Source organism: Agrobacterium sp. GW821-FHT02D03 (genome assembly GCF_059421725.1).
This window is the reverse complement of record NZ_JBWKVN010000003.1, coordinates 14,751-36,659: the sequence shown is the minus strand read 5'-3', so window position 1 is coordinate 36,659 and position 21,909 is coordinate 14,751. Positions and strand designations below refer to the sequence as shown.

At 57.0% G+C, this 21,909-nt stretch carries 15 protein-coding genes and 1 pseudogene; 7 read left to right on the top strand and 9 right to left on the bottom strand.

The genetic code is table 11. The annotated features are described in order from the left end of the window. Window positions 1-14 precede the first annotated feature (14 nt). The 3 genes from AC07U5_RS21820 to AC07U5_RS21810 all read left to right on the top strand — a co-directional run bounded on the left by AC07U5_RS21820 (window position 15) and on the right by AC07U5_RS21810 (window position 4,161). Window positions 15-575: a hypothetical protein gene (locus AC07U5_RS21820; protein WP_494724321.1), complete on the top strand. Its 561-nt coding sequence runs from the start codon at window positions 15-17 to the stop codon at window positions 573-575. Beyond that, complete coding sequence (locus AC07U5_RS21815; RefSeq protein WP_494724320.1) at window positions 572-3,004, top strand: AAA family ATPase; 2,433 nt, start codon at window positions 572-574, stop codon at window positions 3,002-3,004. The genes AC07U5_RS21820 and AC07U5_RS21815 overlap by 4 nt, the downstream gene beginning before the upstream one ends. 251 nt (window positions 3,005-3,255) lie before the next feature. Beyond that, window positions 3,256-4,161, top strand: coding sequence for a formylglycine-generating enzyme family protein (locus AC07U5_RS21810; RefSeq protein WP_494724319.1), 906 nt, complete (start codon window positions 3,256-3,258; stop codon window positions 4,159-4,161). On the opposite strand, the gene AC07U5_RS21805 is transcribed toward AC07U5_RS21810, so the two are convergent. The 8 genes and pseudogenes from AC07U5_RS21805 to AC07U5_RS21770 all read right to left on the bottom strand — a co-directional run bounded on the left by AC07U5_RS21805 (window position 4,155) and on the right by AC07U5_RS21770 (window position 13,320). Next, window positions 4,155-4,469: a hypothetical protein gene (locus AC07U5_RS21805; protein WP_494724318.1), complete on the bottom strand. Its 315-nt coding sequence runs from the start codon at window positions 4,467-4,469 to the stop codon at window positions 4,155-4,157. The two genes, AC07U5_RS21810 and AC07U5_RS21805, sit on opposite strands and share 7 nt — an antisense overlap. A gap of 34 nt (window positions 4,470-4,503) precedes the next feature. Next, window positions 4,504-4,743 (bottom strand): annotated as a pseudogene (locus tag AC07U5_RS21800) (HD-GYP domain-containing protein); the annotation flags it as partial. Between the two features lie 87 nt (window positions 4,744-4,830). Beyond that, window positions 4,831-5,295, bottom strand: a complete 465-nt coding sequence (locus tag AC07U5_RS21795; RefSeq protein WP_494724317.1) for a hypothetical protein — start codon at window positions 5,293-5,295, stop codon at window positions 4,831-4,833. Beyond that, on the bottom strand, window positions 5,285-7,276 hold the full coding sequence (locus AC07U5_RS21790; protein WP_494724316.1) for a hypothetical protein: 1,992 nt from the start codon (window positions 7,274-7,276) through the stop codon (window positions 5,285-5,287). The genes AC07U5_RS21795 and AC07U5_RS21790 overlap by 11 nt, the downstream gene beginning before the upstream one ends. Further along, window positions 7,266-7,460 (bottom strand): hypothetical protein, encoded by a 195-nt coding sequence (locus tag AC07U5_RS21785; protein ID WP_494724315.1) that lies wholly within the window; start codon window positions 7,458-7,460, stop codon window positions 7,266-7,268. The genes AC07U5_RS21790 and AC07U5_RS21785 overlap by 11 nt, the downstream gene beginning before the upstream one ends. After that, complete coding sequence (locus tag AC07U5_RS21780) at window positions 7,453-9,390, bottom strand: DEAD/DEAH box helicase family protein (RefSeq protein WP_494724314.1); 1,938 nt, start codon at window positions 9,388-9,390, stop codon at window positions 7,453-7,455. The genes AC07U5_RS21785 and AC07U5_RS21780 overlap by 8 nt, the downstream gene beginning before the upstream one ends. Before the next feature lie 20 nt (window positions 9,391-9,410). Then, a complete protein-coding gene (locus tag AC07U5_RS21775; protein ID WP_494724313.1) occupies window positions 9,411-11,948 on the bottom strand; it encodes a sigma factor-like helix-turn-helix DNA-binding protein in 2,538 nt (845 codons plus the stop codon). A gap of 238 nt (window positions 11,949-12,186) precedes the next feature. Further along, complete coding sequence (locus AC07U5_RS21770) at window positions 12,187-13,320, bottom strand: aminotransferase class V-fold PLP-dependent enzyme (RefSeq protein WP_494724312.1); 1,134 nt, start codon at window positions 13,318-13,320, stop codon at window positions 12,187-12,189. A gap of 105 nt (window positions 13,321-13,425) precedes the next feature. Between AC07U5_RS21770 and dndB the strand changes: the two genes are divergently transcribed. From dndB to dndE, 4 genes are read left to right on the top strand one after another with little or no spacing between them, the layout of a single operon-like run. Continuing rightward, entirely contained in the window at window positions 13,426-14,517 is a 1,092-nt protein-coding gene (dndB, locus tag AC07U5_RS21765; protein WP_494724311.1) for a DNA sulfur modification protein DndB, read from the top strand. Next, a complete protein-coding gene (gene dndC / locus AC07U5_RS21760) occupies window positions 14,507-16,057 on the top strand; it encodes a DNA phosphorothioation system sulfurtransferase DndC (protein ID WP_494724310.1) in 1,551 nt (516 codons plus the stop codon). Before dndB ends, dndC begins: the two co-directional genes overlap by 11 nt. Then, the gene (dndD, locus tag AC07U5_RS21755) at window positions 16,054-18,060 is read left to right on the top strand and encodes a DNA sulfur modification protein DndD (protein ID WP_494724309.1); all 2,007 of its coding nucleotides are present in this window, start codon (window positions 16,054-16,056) and stop codon (window positions 18,058-18,060) included. Before dndC ends, dndD begins: the two co-directional genes overlap by 4 nt. Continuing rightward, window positions 18,060-18,446, top strand: a complete 387-nt coding sequence (dndE, locus tag AC07U5_RS21750) for a DNA sulfur modification protein DndE (RefSeq protein WP_494724308.1) — start codon at window positions 18,060-18,062, stop codon at window positions 18,444-18,446. The genes dndD and dndE overlap by 1 nt, the downstream gene beginning before the upstream one ends. 560 nt (window positions 18,447-19,006) lie before the next feature. Here dndE and AC07U5_RS21745 read toward each other — a convergent pair. Further along, window positions 19,007-21,889 carry a hypothetical protein gene (locus AC07U5_RS21745; protein WP_494724307.1) on the bottom strand — a complete coding sequence of 961 codons (2,883 nt, stop codon included), beginning with the start codon at window positions 21,887-21,889 and terminating at the stop codon, window positions 19,007-19,009. Between the last annotated feature and the right edge of the window lie 20 nt (window positions 21,890-21,909).

Below are 21,909 nucleotides of genomic sequence, written 5' to 3'. Positions count from 1 at the left end.
CTGGATATAGCGAGGTGCTCACGCCGTTGAAAATTGCCGCGGTCAGCTTTGATTTTACCGCAGCGTTTCGCGGGCGCGACGGCCGATCGCTTGATCTTGTACTTCTTGTCGACACCACCACCGGTGACTTCGGGGATAATAGCGCGGGTCGAGTGCGAAATCGGCTGGAGGCGCTAAGCCGAGCACTCGACGTGACGGGTTCGCGATTTGTTGTTACAGTTATCCTGGCCGGAGCTGCGTTGGTCGGCGATGTCGAGGCGATAGCAGAAACCTGCAGGGTTTTGGTCGTCGAAACGCTTCCACAATCCAGCAGCGGTGCGCTAGAGCCGGCCGCCATGCGGCAGCTGGAGGATCGTATCCGCGTTCTGCTTCCACTGGAAATACCTCCTCGAGCAGACGGTGACGGCTCGGAAAGAGGAGCCATTGAAGTATTGCTGAAGTCGTTGCCGCCTACCACCGACACCAATCTTATTGACCGCGTCGTCGAAGCGTCAGCAAGAGGGGAGGAGACTGTGATAGCAGCGCTGTCCGAAGTGATCGGTCAGGCGATGATTGTCGAGAGGAACGACAAATGAGCGAACCGATACTTAGCAGCGTTGACGTCGTCAATTTCAGGAGTATCCGCGGTCGTATTTTCGCGCCCCTTGATGCACAGGTCGTTCTGATTCACGGCGAGAATGGCGCCGGAAAAACCAGCTTGCTTTCGGCGATCGAATTAGCCCTGACGGGTGGCGTGCAGTTTCTACGCAGGGCGGACCCTGTGTACGATGCCCAGTTGCTTCACCGGGGCTCAAAGGCCGGGAGCGTGGAGGTCAAAACTTCGCTGCCACACGTAGGCGACTTCAAACAACAATTCGATTCAACTGGGATTTCAATCGGTCGGACGCTTGATCATGCTACGGCCGGTTTCTTCGCTGAACGCGCATACTTGCCGCAGTCCTACCTCGGCCAGTTGCTGCAAATCTACCAGGAGTCGGCGTCTGATGCGAATTCGCCGTTGGCGAAATTTGTTGGCAGCCTTCTGGGATTGGACCAGCTGGACGCTCTTGAAGCCGGCCTCACACCATTAACGGACGTGCGTAACATCCGCAAATATATCGAGGGCTGGGCAGATGTGGAGCTTGAAAAAAAGCAACTGGAAGGCTTGATCAAGACGCAGAAACAGACCCAAACGCAAGTTCAAGCTTCGTTCAGTAAATCGATAGCATCACTGACATCTGCTCTCGAGGGGCTCAACATTGCGATCGTCCCTACGGCGGAAACCCTCGATGCGGTTGGAGACATCCTGGCCGGTAGTGTCGAAGAAGGACTTGGCACTTACGCGGATCGGCGTCGAGAACTTGCTGCGATCCTGTCAGAATCCCAAACCGCTTCGGAAGGCGGTTTGAGCGCAACCGAGGCAAGTCTTGCTGCAAAACAAAACAGGGCAATCGAAGAATATAAGGCTTGGCAAGCGACATACGCCGCTCGCTTCCAGTCGATTCAGAATTCGTTGGCAGCCCTGATTCCTGATGTGTCGCTTCCGTCGGCGATGGACGAATACGCCACCAGGGTGCAGACTATTCTCTCAAGCATGCTCTCAACCGCTTCTCAGCAAGTTCTTGAAAGCAGGCGCGACGTTCGGCGTCTGAGTGACGCCGAAGACGAACTTGCGGGCGCGTCTGAAAGGCTTGAAGCAATCGAAACGGAAATGGCGCAGTTCGCACGTGACTCCAGAGAGCTCTCAAAGGCTTTGGCCGAAATAAGTTCATTTGTTGCGGATACCGAAATCTGCCCCGTGTGCGAGCGCGATTTCAGCGAGCTCGCCCAGGGAAGTCTTTCAAATCACGTGCATAGCAGAGTTCGCAGCTTGTCCGATTCAGCGGAGCGGCTGCTGACGCTCGGTCGCGCAAGATTCGAAGCCCAGCGACTGGTCGATGATTTGGCTGATGAGGTCTCTTCTCTCACTCTTCGCGTTATTGATGCTGAAGAGCTTGCTGCCTTGGAAAGGCAGGTCGCCAGGGTTCAGGATGCGCTTGGGGAGTTACAAACTCTGTCGCCGATCCTGATAGACGGGGCCAGTCTAGCGGCGGCCGATATTGCAGCCAGGCGCGAGTTTTCTGCCGAACAGGTCCGCAACCGTAGCCGGTTTGCCCTAAGACAGACACTCGCTGACTTTGCCACTTCTATTGGACAGCCTGTTCCGACCGATGACGAGACGATTGAAGCTGCCGCAACCCGACTACAGCAGGTGCTTGTCAACGCGCAGGCCAAAGCGAATGGACGTGAGGACCTGCGGCAACAAGCCCGGAGAGCTTTGGAGGACGCTCAACTACATCGGTTGGCGTTGACCGAGGTTGATGTGGCTATTAACAACTATCAGCAGCAGTCCGATGCAGTCGAGGCAGCTTTGCAACGTGGGCAGCGGCTGCGCGAACAAGGTCAGACAATTCGAAGCCTTGTAGATACGGTAAGATCGGGAATTATCCGACGAGAGTTTAACGACCGTTTGAACAAGCTCTGGCGAGACCTGTTCGTCCGGCTAGCGCCAAGTGAGCCGTTTGTACCCGCATTCCGCATCCCACCATCATCAACTCAGCGGCTGCAGCCCAAACTGATTACCGAGCACCGGGACGGTGGTGATGCGGGCGGCACTCCAGGAGCGATGCTCAGCGCTGGGAATCTCAACACGGCTGCTTTAACGCTCTTCATCGCCCTTCATCTTTCTGTCCCCGCTCAGTTTCCCTGCCTGATCCTCGATGATCCGGTCCAATCGATGGATGACGTGCACATCGCTCATTTTGCGTCGCTGCTGCGAACTTTGTCGAAGGAGCACGGTCGACAGGTGATGATCGCGGTTCATGATCGGCAACTCTTCGATTATCTCAAGCTTGAACTTAGTCCGGCCTATCCGGGAGATAGCCTTCTCACCCTCGAATTAACACGTGGAAATCGTCGCGATACAAATTGCCAACCGGAGCGCTTCTCGTTCAGGGACGAAGATGTGCTTTTCGCGGCGGCTTAAGCTGATCGCGCACAGGCCATGCGGAACGCATGGGTTTAGGGCTAATCTCGTTCAGCCTGGCCTTGTTCTTACCGTAGCTTAGGATAATATTCTCCGGTAAGAATTAAGGAAAGCCGAGTACCAGATATTTCTATCGATGACCTCCAGAAATTTGCGGTTGGCTTGGCGTTTCTGCTTCCTGGTGCCATCATTATTTACGTCAGATCGCTTCATTTCTCGTCGGCGCTCCTCTTGTCGCTGCTACATTCGCCGTGTCGCCGGCCGCGCTTGGTCTTTTCATCGGCAGCATTACAGCCGGCTTTGTCTTTGGAAGCTTCCTGTCTGGACGATATGCCGGCCGTTATCCTCTAACGACCATGATGATCGCAGGGCGAATTGTTGCTTGCAGCGGTCCTACGATTTGTCTGATCCTGCTTTTTGCTGATGTTGGGAATGTGGTCGCGTTGCTTGGCCCTTGTATTCTTGTCGGCGTCGGCAATGGCCTGACAATGCCAAGCGCCAACGCCGGCGCGCTCTCGGTACGACCCGACCTTGCCAGGAGTGCAGCCGGATTGGTAGGCGCGATTACCCTTGCTGGCGGCGCAGCCGCATATCCAGCCCATTTAGCGCACCACCCAGTCTACACAGTCAACCTAGTCGACATCGATCTCTATTGCGAATGGCTAAGCCGTAGAACCGGATTGGATGTTCGACTTCCCACGGAGAGTGAATGGGAATATGCCGGCGGGAACGGCTTTGGGTGGCAATACGCATGGGGTGACGACTTCGCCCCTTTTCAATGCAACACGAATGAGATGCTGCTCCAATCAACCACTCCTGTGGGCATATTTTGGGAAAGCACTAACAGATGGGGTGTTTCCGATCTCATTGGCAACGTGGAGGAGTTCGTAGCCACCGATTATACGCCTTATCCGGGCGCTAGAGTGGTAGAAGACGATCTTTATAGAAAGTTAGGGAACTATCGCATCGCAAAGGGCGGCGCGTTCAACAGGTTCAGCGACTTGGCGCGAGTACAGTGGCGTCACGGCGCCTATCCGAGCTCTCTTTACGCTATCGGTTTTCGTGTCGCACATTCCTATGGGGCGTTCGAGCTCGATGACCTGAGCGCAGATGACCAAGCTCTCTCCTATCGCTCTGCCGCTGACGCCCTTCAATGAGCCGTTCCGGAATCGTGGAAATCTGCTGGGTTCTGTGGCCGACGAACGCGTCGCCGCCCGGGCTCGAGAACAAGACGCTGCAACGGGGATATAGGCGGCGTCTCGTCATCATCGGTGCAGATAAGCTGGAGATCCCACAGCTGCTCCAAGGCATCCTGGATGCGCTTGCCAGCATATCCGCGCCCCGTCCAAGCCGCGATAACGTCCAATATTGTCACGGCATTGTTGGTTCCAAACCGGGGAAGCTCGGTCAATATCGCCAAAGCCAGAGCATCGGTCAGCGATCCGGGCACGGTGGGATTTTTCATGGCGTCGTATCCTGCTTGAACAGACGTTAGCCGATCAGTGCAGCGTGCCGCTGATCACCATCTTCGAGACGAACGACGCCAGGAGTTCCTCATCAAAGTGCCCGGGCGACGTCATCATTAGGTTGATTGCCTCAGCCTGAGACCAGGCGCGTTTGTAGGGCCGGATCGTCGTCAGCGCATCATAGACATCACAGATTGCGGCCAGACGCGCGACGTAGGGAATGTTCTGCCCCTTTAGGCTAGAGGGATTACCTGACCCATCGAATTTCTCATGCTGCATCGTTGATCATCTGCCGGAATGTGATCTCGTCCGAGGATTGACGCATCCGAGTACTGCTGCGTCCTCATTCATAGGCATCGTTCAGGCCAGCAGATCACCCATCGTCTTGATATAATGACGAAGGAATTCCTGTGATGAGGTTGGCCGGGTCTCCCGGGATTCGGACAGAATCTCATAACCCCCGCTCGCATAGGCATTGAGGCGTTTCATCCCCTCGTCGGTCATGCCGGTCGGCGTATCGGCCGCGACAAGCTTCTTGAACGTGTCGCGCACAGCGGATTTCTCGGAAAGATCGATCCCCTCCCGTTTCAATTCGGCCGTTACCAGCAGTCCTGTGATCAGGCGTTGGGCCGGCTTATAGTCCTGAATGAATTCATTCACGAAGACATTCGCCTGCACGCCGATGCTTGCCGGATCCGTGCGACGCCCGCCGGCCAGGCCAGCCATCAAGCACAAATAATAAAAATCGAAGTCGGTTTTGAAGGGCTCTACATGATCGATATCCGCGAACCATTTAATGGCGTCGCTGCGCAGTCTAAATGGCATCGACTTCCCCCGAATCTGTGAGGTCGAAGGAATAGAAATAATCCCTGTCCTCGACCAAGACAGCATTACTGGTTTGTTGAAATTTGCCGGCGGGAAGGCTGCGCATGAACCTTTCCGTACCCGGCGTTATCCTGAAATGGGTCAGGAATTTAATATCGGACACATGTTGCTCGAGCGCTTCGACAAAGCCCGGTCGCTCGGTATTGATCGTAAATCCGACGAATTGGCTGCAAAGCTCGGGAATGAGTTTGCCGATCCTCCGTCTTACGCCGTGGTCGATTGGGTTGGCCGGGCTGTCGACGACCAGTGGAAAGTCATTGTTTCCGCGGCGCAGCACACTCATCAGGAAGGTGTATCCGACAGACAGGTTCTGCCCGACGCTGGCGCTCTCCTGCGAGAATAATCTGAGTGATCTGTCGATCTTGCGGATGGTGAGAGGGTCGTTTTCTAGGACCTTTGCCAGTCGGCTATTGCAGACGTCAACGATCTCCGACTTAATCGTGGCGCGTGCTCGTTTCGCGGCACTATCGAGCAATTGGACGATAAGATCGGTCTGATTGCGAAGAAGCACCGTGGCAGTTGCTTCAGCAATCTTTCCCTCGATGTCTTTTATCCTCTTCTTGATCTCGCTCAGCGACTTCACCTGGCCGTCAGGTTCGTCAGGATCGCCGGGTCCGTCGATGTTGCGAATGAACGATTGCAACTCGGCGAGTTCCGCCTCGTGTTTTTCAAGCTGCTTTTGCCAAAGTCCAAGCTGATCATCACCATTGTCGATCAGCTGCTGGCGGAGTGCCCGCACCAGACCGTCCGCGGTCTTTTCCCGGCGGGCATCGCTGGCCAACTGATTGCTGAGCCTGGTCACCCGCGTGAAACCGGCATCATCTTCGGTACTGCGCGAGAAATCCTCGACATCTTTCTTCAGCGCATTGATGACGCCGACATCATCTGCATCCAGATAGCGCTTGGCTTCAGACCTAATTTTGTTTGCGGCGTGTTCGTCCATAGGATTGCCGCAAATGCAAAACGGTTCCTGCAACAATTCGTCGAAGAACTGTGCCGAGGTATTTTCCGGCAGGCGCAGGCGGTCCAGGTTATCGCGAAGGTCCGTCAGCTGGGACGCAAGTTTCGGATGGAGGGCATAGGGAAGCCGCATCGCCGACATGAGGTTGACCGAAGAGCTTGCTACCGAAGCCTTCGCGGCGTTGAGCTCCAGGACCGCATGTTCATGTCTGGCGCGCGTCGCTTCGACATTACTCATCCGCTCGTCGATTTTTCGCTGCAGGTCGACGATCTCGCCCTGAAGTGCCTTACTTTTGAGGCCGGCCGCTTCCCGAGCTCCGACGAGGTGTTTTTGACGCTCCTTCAGCTGGCTTTCCTGGTCACGCCATCTGTTGAGAATGCTTGCCGATTTGCCTGTCGCCGCCTTCGCCTTAGTTTCCCAGTCGTCCTTGGTGCGTGTAGCGGCGTGCTCGAGGAGGTAGAGCTGACAAAGCGCATCGACGGCGCGATCAGCCTCAACCAGGTCGGAGTTGAGCAGCCTGTCGGCAAACTCACCGTCGAAAATGAAGAGTTTGAGAAATTCGGGCGCCATGAATTTATGGACGGCCGGGGGCACATGCCATCGATGAACGATGCCGCCACTGCCCGGATTGGACGTCGTGTAACGCGCCTGCCCGAGCGAAAAGTCGAGTGTCAGCTCGATGGTGAGCGCCTTTCCATCAATAAGCAAGGTAACCTGAAATACGCCCCTATCGACATCCTCGTCCGGCCGGCGCAATTCGCGTACTGCCTCGACGGTCCATTTTTCGGCAGACCCGCTCAAGGTTGCGTTCAGCAATCTCAAGGTGGTGGTTTTGCCGGTGCCATTCGGCATCTGGATGAGGGAAACCTTGGGGATCACGCCCGATGCCGAACGCAAGTTCACCTCGACATCCGGACACCGCAGGCCTTTCGAACTCCAACCGGCCAGTTCAATCCGCATGATTGCTTTCTCCCATGACCAGAGCCTTGCGAACATTGTCGAGAAACTGCAGTTCTTCTTCACGAGTCGGCTCTCCGTCGCTCAGCTGGCTGAGCCAGGCAATTAGCCGTTGGGCAACCGAGGTCGGTTGTCCCATCTCGGCTGCGACGTCGTTGATCGCGGAAACGAGGGCTTCGTCAAGCATCTGCTTTCCTTCTTACAAGCGATAGTTCAGTCAGCCAGGCAGCGCGCTCCTGATCCGCATTGGGGAACGCATCCTCCTCTCCGGCGGGCCGGACGAAATCAATGACGCGGGCAATTTTGTCTGGATTGACAGGGTCCGACCGCAAGCATCGACCGATGCGCTGGATGGTCTCGAGCTTGGCTCGGGCCGAGGCGAAGAGAATGACATTTTTCAATGACTTGATGTCGATCCCCTGCGAGATGCGATGGCAGGTGATCAGACAGTCGATCTCACCGCGCGCAAACTGCACAAGGTGTTCGCGGTCGTCTTCTGCATAATAGGTCCGGTAGCGGTGGGTATGCCGATGGATCATCTCAAGCAGCGCATTCCCGTATTCTTTGGTCTCGACGAAGATGATGGAACTCTTCACGGCGCTCGGATCGCCATCGAGAAACGCTTTGAAGACGGAAGGCTTCTGCTCTGCGGTCTTGTAGACTTTCGAGAGTTCGGTCCAGACCTCCTCCTTCGACATCGGATTTCCATCGCGCTGGCGTGCGGCCTGTTTCGCATAGACTTCCTTGAGGCGCGCCCGGTCGCCGGCCGTCAGATGATAGGTGAGGGGGACATAGTCGAATGGGCTCAACACCCCGCGTTCGATAGCGGACTCAAGCGGAAAGCGATAAAGGGTGGGACCGATCTCGACAGCCAAAAAGGCATTGCCCGCAGCATCATAGGCGCGATCCGGGGTGGCGCTCAACCCGAGCCGCCAACCGAAAGCCAGATGTTCCCCGGCCAATTTGACGACATTGCTCGGAACCGCCAGGCCGTGAACCTCGTCATGGATGATAATGCTGCTCTTGCGGCGTGCCGGATCGAGATGCAGTAACACCTTATGCAACTGCTCGCGCGAAATGACGAGCAGGGACCTGACCGGATCCAGAGCATATTCGGCCAGTTCACGATGATCACCGAAGTGCCGATAGATCAGCCAGCCTTTGCCCGTCGCAAGGTTCCAGGCGTCGAGTTCGCTACTCCATTGAGACAGAAGATCCGTACCATCCGTGGTCACAATCGCGCTTGTGATCGTCCCATCATCGATCAGTTTCGACAGGACTTTGATAGCGGTTCGGGTCTTGCCCGTGCCGGTCGCCATCTCAAGCACGCCGGCCCGCGCCGCCAAGAACGCTTCGGCGGCTTCCGACTGATGGCGCCATTTGGGGTCTTCGGACGGCGTGCGGCCGCCCGTACCGGGCTTTTTAGGGATTTGTTCGGGTGCCTTGGCCCTCAGCCGCGCCACGATACCGGGAGAGGGTACGACCACTTCCAGTCCAACCGCCTTGCCGAGCCATGCTTCGTCGAACTGCTGGATTTTCGTATCGATGCGATCGCGTTCGGAGGCGTGCCAACTGCGATAGACGTCGATCGACTCGTAATTTCTGTGGTGTCCGCCAAGCGTCTCGTTGGCAGATCCCGTGAAGGCGATCTGCTCGCCATTCTCAAGGTCGAAAATGCCGATCTTCTCATGGAACATGCCGGCGTCGTCATAATGGGTCGCAAATGCAAACCGGATTTCCAGCCGATCGTTTGCAATCAGCCAGGCGAAAAGCGCCGCACGGGCCTTTTGATCGTTCGGCTGTTCATGGAGGGCTGCAATCTGCTCCAGAACGCGATCGGCAAGCATCTGCCGGTAGGCGGCGCGGCGCGGCTCGTCCGACAGTTCCTTGAATGTTGCGACATCTTCCGGGCTTAGTTCAGGCGAAGCGATAAGCTGTATCCTGAAACCGTCCTCATCGAGTGCCCGTGGCAGCGCTTCTAGCCAGGTCAGAAGAGCGTAGCTTGAGAAATACCCCGACGCGCGGCGGTAACGCCTTGCCTGCGCCAGACAAGGCACGAAGAAGTCGCCCGCCAAAGAATCGCGACCGCTACGGTAATGTGATTTGATCTCATGCATCATGGGCACCGAATTTGGCATCACGTCGTCATTTCAAAGCGCAAATTTTCCAACAATCTCTCAAATCCCGCATCGTCGCCCTTCTTCCGCTCATCTTCGATGAAATCCATAACGGTTGGTAGCCGTGCTGCGACGATCAAGGCGTCGCCATCGAACAGCTTCTCGATGATGCCGCTTGTGACCCAGCCGAGCGGGTGAGAGAGCTGCCTGACAGCTTGCTGCATCTTTTGACCCAGCGCACTTTGCCACTGAAGCAACCCATGGCGATGTCTCTCGCTTTCAAGTTGCTCCAACCAATGATGCAGATTGGGCCCGACCTGATGGCGGTCTTGCCAGTGCTGTTGGGGAGTGAGAATCCCGAGACCGACCAGGATAGCGAGCAACCCGACCGAGGTGTGGTCCGTCAGGCGGCGCAGTAGGATCCGGTTTGCCCCGATCCACCCGAGCAGACCACGCTCGCGCAAGACGATACAAGCGCTCAAGACCGCATTTATGTCGGGCAATACGAAGGAATCTTCGCGCGCATCTGATGCGAGACCGAATCGGGCTCGCTGTCCAGCCAGTTGCTGCCAACGTGCAATCTCACTGTGCTCGAGTGGCCAGGCGTCGATGACAGCAACCGAAAGGAGCGCATCCACAAGAGGCGGTTCGGCATGGCGGCTTGCCCATAATGCCCAGCCACATTCCATTTCAGGGCACCAGAGCGAGAAGGCGCCCCACGGCTCGCCAGCATGGCGGGCCATCGCGTAAGCGCGAATTTGTTCTGGGTCGAGAAGATAGTTCGGCGGATTGGTCGCAAGTACACGCCCGGACGGTATTTGTCCTGCAAGAGCGTACAGGCCCGGCAGTGGGCGTTCGAACCGTTCCTTGTTTGTAATCAACGTGGGCGCGATGCTGTTGGCCGACCTGCCCGGCGGGAGCATGTCGTCCGCCCGCAACAGGATCTCCGACAGCTTAAGGGGGCCGGCATGACGAAGGGCCGCTTCGATGGCATCTGCGTTCGTGTGACGCAGATCGCCCGAGGTTTCGTCGCCATCGGTATCGGCCTCGAGGAGCCCCGCACTCACGTCTTGATCGAGCAATGTCGTTGAGGCCGTGCCAATGCTCGACCAGATCCCGTCCCGTATTTCCAGAAACAGGTGCGGATTGCTGTTCATGACGATTTCGAGATCCCGGGATGAACACGCGTCGTCAGCAAAACGGCTCCGCATGCGCTGGACCAAAACGACGATATCCATCGCCTGTCCGTGTTGCGCAAGCAGCGCGTGAGCCCTCAAGGCACGACGCATTCGCGGTCCGGGGCGGTTGGCAAGAAGGTAGCCGCCATATTCGTATCGACCGGAAAATCGCAATACAATCGGTCCAATTCTGCCCTCGTCCATCGCCGTATTGGAGGCCGGAAGGAGCCGGTCCGCCATAAAAATCGCAAGTTGCGCCTCCGCGGCCTCTATGTCAGCAATCTGTAAGTCTGGACCCAGCCAACCGCCGCGAAACGGCGTCGCGAAGTAGGCGACGCATTCATAGAGCGAAAGACCGGCAACCTGCAGAAGGAGCGACCAAGCCGGAGTCAGCTGTTTGCTGCGGCCGTCCAGATCTGCCGGTGTGAGGGTGCCGCCGACTGCAATCATCTGCCACAGCTTACCGGCGTTGGCGATCGCAGTCCGTTCGGCCGAAACGCGATATTTCGCCCGCATCCGCCGGATCGCTTTTGCCTCGATCTGGCGTATACGTTCCCGGGTGACCTTGTACCGCTGCCCGACCTCTTCGAGGGTCTGCTTGGCGCATCCGAGCCCGAATCTGTTTTCCAGGACCTCACGCTCGCGCGGCCTGACAAACGATAAGGCTTCGTCGATCAGTGCCTCCACAGAGGCGAAGGCCGTCTGCGGGATTGTTGATGCCAAAAGCGGCCCGGCGGCGCCGTCTGCGAATTGGGACCGCGCGAGCGCATCCAATTCTCGGGAGGTCGGAATTTCGCCAAGGAGCAGAAAGCGGGCCGCCGCGCTGGCCAGCCCTTCTGGCAACCCCATCTGGGTCAGCCACTCGACACATGCCTTCCTGAGCGAAACGCGCCAGGCAAGTGTAGAATCGTTGCCGACATTTTGCTGACCAGCCAGAAGCGAACATCGCTCATCGAGATGTTCCAGATTGACGCGTAGCGTATCCTTCGCAAAGCCCAAAACTTCGACGGCTCTTGCCAATCGAACGGGCAATAGCCCGACGACGACGACCTCGTCCGTCGCGATCTTGTCGGCTTCGCAATAGATCTTCGTTCGAAGCTCTTCGCCCAGGGAAAGCAAGCCAGCGCTATTATCGTAAACCAGTTTGTGAAGCTCGGCCGCTGATTTCCGGCCGAGGTTTTTGACGGCCCGACGCATCACGTCTGGGCCGAGATCTCCCGCCGCTAAATAATCCGCAATCGTCTCGAAAGGAAGTCGCCCGCCCGAAGCTGCATCGATTATCGAATTGCGCAATCGAACGCTGGTATAGGAACCAAGCACCAGTTCCAAAATGGAGGAAGAACCCGGATCTTGCCCCGTCAATTCGTCGATCGATCCCAAATCCTTCGGCCTGTAAGTTTCCAGAGAGACCCGTCCGACATTTCAATGGTCTGAGGAAGACCTGCCCTCAATGCCATTCGGCCTCCTGATTCGCGCATATGCTACATTGCTTCTCCACAATCACAAACTGCAATTCCCAATAGCGTAGCAATTTCATGCGATGACAGCAAGATTGGCGCATCCGGCGGCACAGCAGGCCAGTCGGCCCGTATGATAGGCCGCGGAAGGACCGCCTCGCCTAGCGATCGCCGAGCCCCGCAACCACCTCCATGAATTCGGCCCAGGGGATTTCGCCTGTCATGTGGCTCCAGGACAGGCGGACGGCGCCCTCGATCTCATCGCGGCCAAGCCCCATGGCTTCAAGGACGTGGCTTGGCTTGTAGCTCGTGGACGTACATGCCGAGCCATTGGATACGGCGGCCAATTGCCGTGTCGCCAACATCAGCGCCTCAGAATCGACCCCCGGGAATGAGATCGACAGGACGTGCGGAAGCGTGTGCTGGCGATCACCGACGATCCGATAGTCGAGCTGGGCCAGGGCTGAGATTGCCTGTTCCTTGCGGGCGAGGCAGAGCGCGGCGCGCTTGTCGACGTCGCGTCGCGCGATATCTATGGCAACGCCAAACCCGATGATAAGCGGAACCGGCAAGGTTCCGGGCCTGAGACCGCGCTCCTGCCCGCCGCCGAACATGAGCGGGGCAAGCGGAGGAGGGGAGAAGCCTCTGCGCCGGCCAATCAAGGCCCCGACGCCCTTTGGTCCATAGATCTTGTGCGCTGTGGCCGAGATCAGATCGATCCGTGGATGGCACAGATCGTCGAAAACCTTTCCGAAGGTCTGGGCGGCATCAACGTGAAGGTACGCTTCACCTTCGAGCCGCTCGGCAATCTCGCCAATGGGCTGGAGCACCCCGGTCTCATTGTTCGCGTGCATGACTGAAACGAGGTGTGTGTCGGGCCTTGTGGCGGCGAGCACGGCATCCGCATCCACCCGCCCGGAGGGACCGACCGGGACATAGGTCACCTCGAAACCAAGGCTTTTAAGGTGGTCAACGGGCTCAAGGACCGCCTTATGTTCGATAGTGGTGGTGACGATGTGCTTGTGCCCGCTGGCGATCCCGGCAGACGAAAGGCCAAGTATTGCCAGATTGGATGCTTCTGTGGCGCCTGAGGTAAATGTCACGTCTGCTGCCTGGGCGCCAACTGCAAGTGCGATGCTCTGGCGCGCGCGCTCGACGGCTTTCTTTGCGCTAAGACCGGCAGCATGCGTCCGACTTCCGGCGTTGCCATATTCCGCCTCGAACGCCTGAAAAAGGGTGGCCTGCACCTCGGGATCAAGCGGCGTCGTGGAGTTGTTGTCGAGATAGACGGTCATTCCCAGGTGCCCCGTATGCAAAGATTGATGTGCATGTTTGTTATTTTGAATGACAAACACACGCCAAGTTTGTATGTAGTGCACACCAGCCGTGGATATGTAAATATGAATCAGGCCTTCCAGTATATTTTCCCAGCCATTCGGGGCATTCAAGCGGGCCGCGAGTATTTTGTGTCGATGTGCCCACTGAAGCTCATTCCGAAAATCTTTCTGTTCGACGAGGAGGAGCTCACCCCCGAACTCCGGGCACAAAGGACATTGAACAAGGCCCGAGTGCCCGAGATGTCACGGTATTTGACCGAACAACCAACAAGTTACGTCTTTTCCGCGCTGACGGCCTCAATCGATGCGAACATTCATTTCGAACCAGCCTCCGACAAGAATGCCGGTCTTGGCCTGCTGCATGTGCCGATGAGCGGACGCTTCATCATCAATGACGGACAGCACCGTCGCGCTGCAATCGAGGCCGCACTGCGGTCGACTCCCCGTCTTGGTGATGAGACGATTGCGGTGGTTTTTTTCCATGACATCGGCCTTGCCCGTTCACAGCAAATGTTTGCCGATCTCAATCGGTATGCGATCAGACCTTCGACCTCAATCTCAGCGCTCTACGATCACAGGGATCGCATGGCCGAACTCTGCCGTCGCCTAGTCAAGGAAGCGCGGCCCTTCCGTGATCTGGTCGAAATGGAAAGAAGCACCCTTTCGGCACGCTCCCGGCGGCTGTTTACGTTCAGCGCGATCTACCAGGCAACCCAGGCTTTCTTTGCCGGACGCGAACTCAGCGATCTCGACGAGGAGCTGAGCGAGATCTGCGGGTTCTGGGAAGGTCTTGCTATGCGGCTACCGGAATGGGAGCAGGTTCGGCGCGGCAAGATTGCAGCCGGGGAGGTCAGGCAGGACCTGATTCATTCGCACGGTGTTGTCCTGCACGCATTCGGCCGCCTCGGCGCGTCAATCCATCACACAGGTCCGAAGGACTGGGCTGAACGCCTGAAGGCGCTCTCGGCCGTGGACTGGTCACGAAACAATCCTGATTGGGAGGGGCGAGCCGTCATCCGTGGCCGGCTCTCTAAAACGACGCAAAGCGTGATCTTGACAACCAATTACATGAAACACCGGTCGGGCGTGGAACTGTCTGCGGACGAACTCGGCCTGGAACAGGCTTTTGTGAAGGGAGAGCTTCATGGCAACTGAATCAGCGCGGGCGAGAAGCGCATTCTCGCCGAACGGGCTGCGCCCGAGCATCGCCACCCTGATTGCAAAGATCCAGAAGGTTTATCTGTCTGACGAAATACCGTGGGTGGTCGGCTATAGCGGCGGGAAGGACTCCACTGCGGTCCTTCAACTGGTGTGGCTGGCATTGAGCCAATTGCCCGCCAAAACGCCCATGAAGACCGTCTACGTGATCTCGACCGATACGCTTGTGGAAAACCCGGTGGTCGCCGCGTGGGTGGACGAATCACACCGCGTCATGGGTGAGGCAGCGGCGAAAGCCAGGCTGCCGATCATACCCTGCAAGCTGGTTCCCGACATCAACAACACGTTCTGGGTAAACCTGATCGGCAGGGGATATCCGGCACCCAGGCCTAAGTTTCGATGGTGCACCGAGAGAATGAAGATCCGTCCGGCGGATGCCTTTATCGCCGATGTCATCAAGCAGAATGGCGAGGCGATCGTCGTGTTGGGAACCAGGCGCGCCGAAAGCAGTGTCCGCGCCGCGCGCATGAATGCCAATGACGAGGGCAGTCGGCGGGAATATCTGAGCACGCACAGTTCACTGGCAAACGCGTTCATTTATAGCCCGATCGCCGACTGGTCGAACGACGACGTCTGGCTGTTTCTGATGCAGGTGAAGAACCCCTGGGGTTACGACAACAAGGCGCTATTGAACCTCTATCAGGGCGCATCCCCGGACGCAGAATGCCCGATCGTTCTCGACACCTCGACACCGAGCTGTGGCGACAGCAGGTTTGGGTGCTGGGTCTGTACGCTTGTCGAAAAGGACAAGTCGATGTCGGCTATGGTTCAAAATGACGAGCAGAAGGAATGGATGGCGCCACTTCTTGCCCTTCGCAACGAATTGGACGAGCCCGACCACGGAAGACGTGACTTCCGCCGGATGAGCGGTTCGGTCCAACTCTACAATCGCGAGGACAAGCCAATCCCCGGGCCTTACACACAGGCCGCCCGCGAGCACTGGTTGCGGCGGCTGCTCGAAGCCCAGGAGGCCGTTCGAAACCACCCGAAGGCGCCGGATACCGTCAGGGGGCTGCAGCTCATCACACAAGACGAGTTGCAGGAAATTCGCCGCATCTGGATCGTCGACAAATATGAAATCGAGGACAGCCTGCCGGCGATTTATGAAGAGGTGACAACCCAGTCCTTCGAGAGAAGGTCGATCGATGACCGTCAGCCTTTTGGAAGCGCCGAGATGGCCATCTTGAAAGATATTGCCGATGGCGATCAGGTCCATTTCGAACTGGTGAGAGAATTGCTCGAAGTCGAACGCGGCTTTCGCACGTCATCGCGGCGCGCAAGGCTGTTTGAACGCCTTGAAGAGGCATTTCGGCGCGGCTTTTACGAAGACGCCGACGATGCGACGATGCGCGCTGTTCGGCGGCGAACCCTATCTGGGCTTTTGGAAGGTGTTGGCTCGGAAACAGCCGATTTTCATGATGCGGCCGAGGCTCTGTCAAATGCGCTACAGGCGAGCGGGGGAGGTCGAGAGAAGTGATTTTAGACGAATTGACACTGGCAAATTTCGGCGTTTATCGCGGCGCGCAGACGTTTCGACTTACACCCGCCGAAGGAAGGCCCGTGATTTTGATCGGAGCTCAGAATGGCGGCGGCAAGACGACGTTTCTAGAAGGGCTGCAGCTCGCCTTTTTTGGGAAACTGAGCCCCACCTTGCAACGCAGGTCCGGCAGCTACGAGGATCATCTGAAACGCTTGGTGCATCGGGGCGGCGACATCCACGTGCCAACGATGGTCCAAGTCCGCTTTCGCAGGACGGTCGAGGGGCGCCCCCAATCGTTTGAGATAACCCGGTCGTGGACGGTGCACCGCAACAGTGTGAAGGAATCCTTCGACGTCATCGTTGACGGCGTAAGCGACCGGGTTCTGACGACACACTGGGCTGAATATGTCGAGGAAATGCTACCCCCACGAATTGCGCCCCTGTTCTTTTTCGATGGCGAGAAGATCGAGCAATTTGCAGAAGTCGAACGTTCGTCGGAAATCATAGGAACAGCGATTTCGGCGCTTTTGGGGTTGGACATCGTCGATCGCCTCGAAACGGACCTCGATGTCTTCGCCCGGCGCAAAGCCGCCGAGATCAGCGGCGATGAGGTCAAGGGAGAACTCCAGCAAATCGTCTCTGCGACCGAGGTCTCGGAAGCCGCGGTTCAGGTTGGTCGTACAACATTGGCTGGAGCTGTAGCGCAGCGCGATCGGCGCATCGAGCTTGTGGACCGCGCACAGCGTGCGCTCAAGGCACAGGGCGGGGACATATTCGCAGCCCGTCACGAGTTCGGTCGTCGCGAAAACGATGTCAACAGGGCCCTGGAACTGGCCGAACGCAGTTTGCGCAACTGGGCCGGAGAGATTGCGCCGCTTCTTTTGGTCGAAGACCTCTTAAGGAAGGTGGCAACACAGGCCAAAGTCGAAGAGAAAAGCGATGAGGCGCGGTCCGTTGCAGGCGTGCTCGAGGAGAGAGATTCGTCATCCCTGCAGATCATGCGCTCGAGCGGAGTTCCGGAAAATGTCGTTGGCATTCTTGCTGCGTTCTGGGAAAACGATCGTAACAAACGCCAGGAAAATGCGGCGTCGGACCGCTATCTCGGTTTGACAAGCGGTGCAAGGCAAGAGCTGCGTGCGCTTTCTGGTGAAACGCTCAATAATTGCCGGGTCGAAGGCGAGAGATTGGTCGCCGATGTTCAGGCACTAATTGCGGAGCGCGACGATATTCAGCGCCAACTCGCGGCCGTACCGGCTCCGGAAATCATTGCGCCACTGCTTGCCGCCGTTGAAGCGGAGACTGCCGCTCTCAGCGCGGCAAACGATGAGGTTTCCGACGCAACAGCCGCTCTGCAACATGCTGAAAACGCGTTGAATAAGGCCCGCACGCTTTACCAAACCAAACTTGAGGTCATGGTACAGGCCCAACTCCAGGAAGAGGACACGCAACGGCTCCTGAATCATTCGTCGCGCGTACGCGAGACCTTGACGCATTTTCGCCGAAGGATTGTCAGGCGCCATATCGGCGAAATAGAACGTCACGTTCTGCGCTGCATGCGGCAATTGCTTAGAAAGGAGGCGCTCATCGGCAGTGTCGAGATTGATCCTGCGACCTTTGCAATTTCGTTGAACGACGGCAATCTGCAAACCATCGGCCTGGAACAACTATCAGCCGGTGAACGTCAGTTGTTTGCGATCGCCTTGTTGTGGTCGCTCGCCCGGGCGTCAGGGCAGGAGGCGCCGACCGTGATCGACACGCCGATGGGCCGCCTTGACTCCGTCCATCGAACTCATCTTGTCAACCGATACTTTCCCCAGGCCAGCAAGCAGGTGATCCTGCTTTCCACCGATGAGGAAATCTCTGGCCAATATCTTGCGCTGATCGAGCCTCACCTTGCTCGGTCGATGACGATTTCCTTCGACGCCGCAAACCGCTGCAGCCGAGTCGACGAGGGTTACAATCTCAACCCGCTGCTTGTCCATGATCGGGAGGTCGCCTGATGGCAATCGAAACAATCCGCATCGATGAACGCGGACGTGAACAACTGATACGTCTGAAGCGACACACGCGTATCGAAACCTGGAATGTCCTTTGCCGATGGGCTTTCTGCACATCGCTTGCCGAAAAAACAAGTCCTCCGCTACGCTTGTTCAAGGGCGAAGCCGCAGTCGAATTGACGTGGCGGGTGTTCGGGGGACACCATCACGAGCTTTATCTCGCTTTGCTCAAGGAGCGGTGCCGGCAAGATGGTCTGGGCACCGATGACTCAACTCTGCATGAGCAGTTTCGTTTACACCTGCACCGAGGCTTGGGGTATCTGGCCGCCGATCGCGGCGTGCGGAGCATCGCAGGATTGGTCGCAAAGGGATTGCCTACAATAGCCTAGAGTTCAAGGCCTCATAGGGACCGTTCGGGGAAGCAGCGCGTGAACTAGCGCTGCCGCTCAGGCGGCGCGTTCGACGGTTCGGCGGCATGTTGGCCCTCGTGCAGCTTCAGCTCGTGCTCGACGGCCATCCGGATAAACTCTGCACGCCTGTTCTTTCCAACAAGCGCGTCAATTCGATCGGCGAAATCGTCCGGCAGTCGCACTAGGATCGGCTTGACGTTCAAAGGTGGTCGCCCCATTCCCGGGAGATATCCGAAGCAAGATGACGAGTCAAATTGCTTCGCGCAGTAATAAGCGATATCGGTTATTGAGGCAATAAGCGATATCGCTTATACTTTGCGTGTTTCTACGTGAGGGCCCGCAATGTCATTCAAGATCTGCCTCCGGTGCGCAACACGTCACGAACGGGCAACGTTGCGATGCCGTAAACCGGAATGCGGTGGAGAGAGCTTCCGGGAACCGACGGGCGAAGAGTTAAGGGCAAAACGGCAGGAAGATATCCGCTTTGAGGAACTGCTGCGATCCCTTCTTGGACCGAACTCAAACGAATAGGTCGACCGCTAGCGCAGCCAACCAGGATCGATTCCATTGCGTTGAGCGGCTGTAAGGGCCTCCTCGACGGCAGCATCGTCTTGTCGCAAATTCATGAATTCGAGAACCTTGCTGGGACCGATTTCCTGCATGTTGCATCTGCGTTTGAGATAGGATGCGATCCACGCCGCGGCTAACGTGGCGTCCGGCACGAACGCAAAAGACGCAATAAGTGACGCGACAAAGACCCCGTCGCTGGTGAAATCCTCTTCGCGCTCAAAGGCAAATTCGAAAAACTGCATGAGCCGAACCATCCACTGGACATTCCAGACGAGTGAGCTCAACTGCTCAGGCAGTTCGGAGGATACTTCCCAGAGCGGCGCAATCAGGCGCGTGTGCAGGGTGGACGCGGCTTCGCCAAGCAGGTCGCGATGTCCAGTATGAAGAGCAAGCGCGATAATCCCTCCACATTTTCGGAACACGATGCGCGGATTCTTGCCACCAAATTCTTCGTTCGAAAAAAGCTCCGAAATTTCATTGATGATGTCGTCTAGGCCTGCTTCGATCGTCTCGCGATTGGGCAATCCGATCAAAGGCTCGAGGTGTGGCAAAATATGACCAGCCTCGCCGAGTGCGTTACTCGTGAACTCGACGACGCCCAATTCGGAAAAATGCTCGGCGGCTTGCCGATAAGCATGCATTGCATGTTGCCATCGCTCGCTGTGGGCATGGCAATTGCCGATATGGTGCAGAACCGAACCACGGTTAAGCGGATCTCCCTCCTCGAAAGTCTGTTCGAGACATTCTTGATAGTAAGGGAGCGCTTCGTCGGGGCGGCTGGAAAATTCCAGGCCGCGCGCTAGCAGAAAAGCGGCATCGCGTACCCAATTTCCCTTGGAGCCATTCAAACTTCTCAAAATGTCGTAAGCTTCTTTTGCTCGCAGAACGGTTGTCTCGTGGTCATGCTTTATTTCGGCATTGTTTGCTTGCATGAGGCGCAAAAGCGCCAGTGGTTCACCTTCTGCATCTTTGGCCAGCAATTCGGCTTGTTCGAGAGTAGCTGCCGCGGCTTTAAAATTGAAATCCCGCTCTGCGAGCGATTGCGCCTGGAGCAGGAATTGGACGGCATCCGATAGTTTTCCATTGACGATCGCGACCTCGCTAGCACCCGCCATGACCCGTTGTCCCAACGCAAAGAGGCCAGTCATGAACAGCGTCATCATCAGAGAGTTGGCAAGCCCGATCGCGGCATCCGCAAACTCCTCGCCTTGGTCGGCGAGCGTCGATGCAAGATCGAACGCCGCGATTGCATTGGGCAATTCGCGGCCCATGAACTGCCTTCCGAGGACGATGGAGCCATCGTCGTCCTGGCGCTGCAGGCCCTGCGCGTACATGGTTACAACCCATTGACTGGTGCAGAAAGCCCTTTTGAGATCGAGATTTATGTCTGTTTCACCTTGCCTGGATGCATGGTGAACGAATGCTCGCACCGGTGACAGCATCGTGTAGACAGCACTCGATAAAGACGAATTGCGGAATAGTTCATCTTCAGTCAGTTCAATTAAGCTCCAAGCACGAAGTTCGGCTGCGGCCTGTCGATAGTCGGCGCCGACGAGACGGTCTAATTTGCGAAGAGCCGGGCGGACCCCGGCGGGGCTTGCTGCGATGAGCCACAGGAGCCGCTTCTCACTTGGCCCTAAGGCCGAATAGGCAAGCTGCAGGCAATGAACGAGCGAGGTTGTCTCGCGCTGGAGACGGCGACGCGGAAGGGCGACCGCTTCGGCACCAAGACGGTTGAGCTCATCAAGGACAGGGGTGGGTGACTCAAAATGCCGGAGCAGTGCAGCCAAAATTTGTAGCGTCAACGGATGGCCATCTGCGAACGCGAGCAATGCATCCGTTTGCGGGCTCGAAGACTCTTCAATCTTCATGACTTTGACCGCAACGTCATCGTCGAGCGGACCAATCGGCAGCACGTGTTCGAAACGCAAGGAAGGAAGCGTGACCTGTGATGTGACAATGATGAGAGCATCCCGGCTACGCGACAGCAATCCCTCAAGGAGATCCGTGATTTCGTCTGTGCCGGCTCCCAATTTTTCGATCCCGTCAAAGACGATGCAAGCCCGCACCTGATCGAAGCGGGGCCAGCCGTCCTCGATCTCGATCCCCATTGTACGCGCTTGCGAAATCAGGGCTTCACGCATTGTCAGCGAACCTTGCATCGTGTCGACATTCACCCAGACGACAGGCCGGTTCGACGCCGAACGCCGCAAGGCGTGCAAGAGGAGCTGTGTCTTCCCGATGCCGCCGATGCCATGAACAAGCAGGCTTTCGCCGAGACGAATACAGTTAAGCGCGAGATCGAGTTCTTCGTCACGTCCCAAAAGCTCCAGACACAGTGGTGGCGCAGCGTCGATCGGCCATCGAGCCACTGAACGGCCGGTGTTAAGTCTACGCTGTACCCGCTCGATCGCGTCTTCCTTGAGTGCGGTGAGCACAGCACGATCTATCACTCCGGTGTCGATTTTGCCGTGACAGTTCTTGCAAATGCGAATGAGATTGTGGTGATGGTTCGAGTGGCTTGTCGACCAATCGATGATGTGAGCGTTGTCGAAAGGACTTCCTTTTTGGCAGAGCGGGCACATTCCCCCCGACTCGACCTTCAGATAGTCGACGACATGCTTTGGTACCGCTGCACGAGCACCAGCCGGAGACGGCCATGGCTCTCTAAGCCACAGGTCATACTCATCAAGTTCGCTCCTCTCGAACAAAAGTTCGCCAGCGTTGCTTCCCGCCGGAAGCCTCCGACTTTCGCCGCCCTTGGCGCCCTTTTTTACATAGGAATATAGGAGCTCCGGCGTAATCCTCAGATGTCGGCTGGCTTCGATCACGTTCAAAGCGACGTTCGTCATGTTGCCTGCTATTTGCTGCT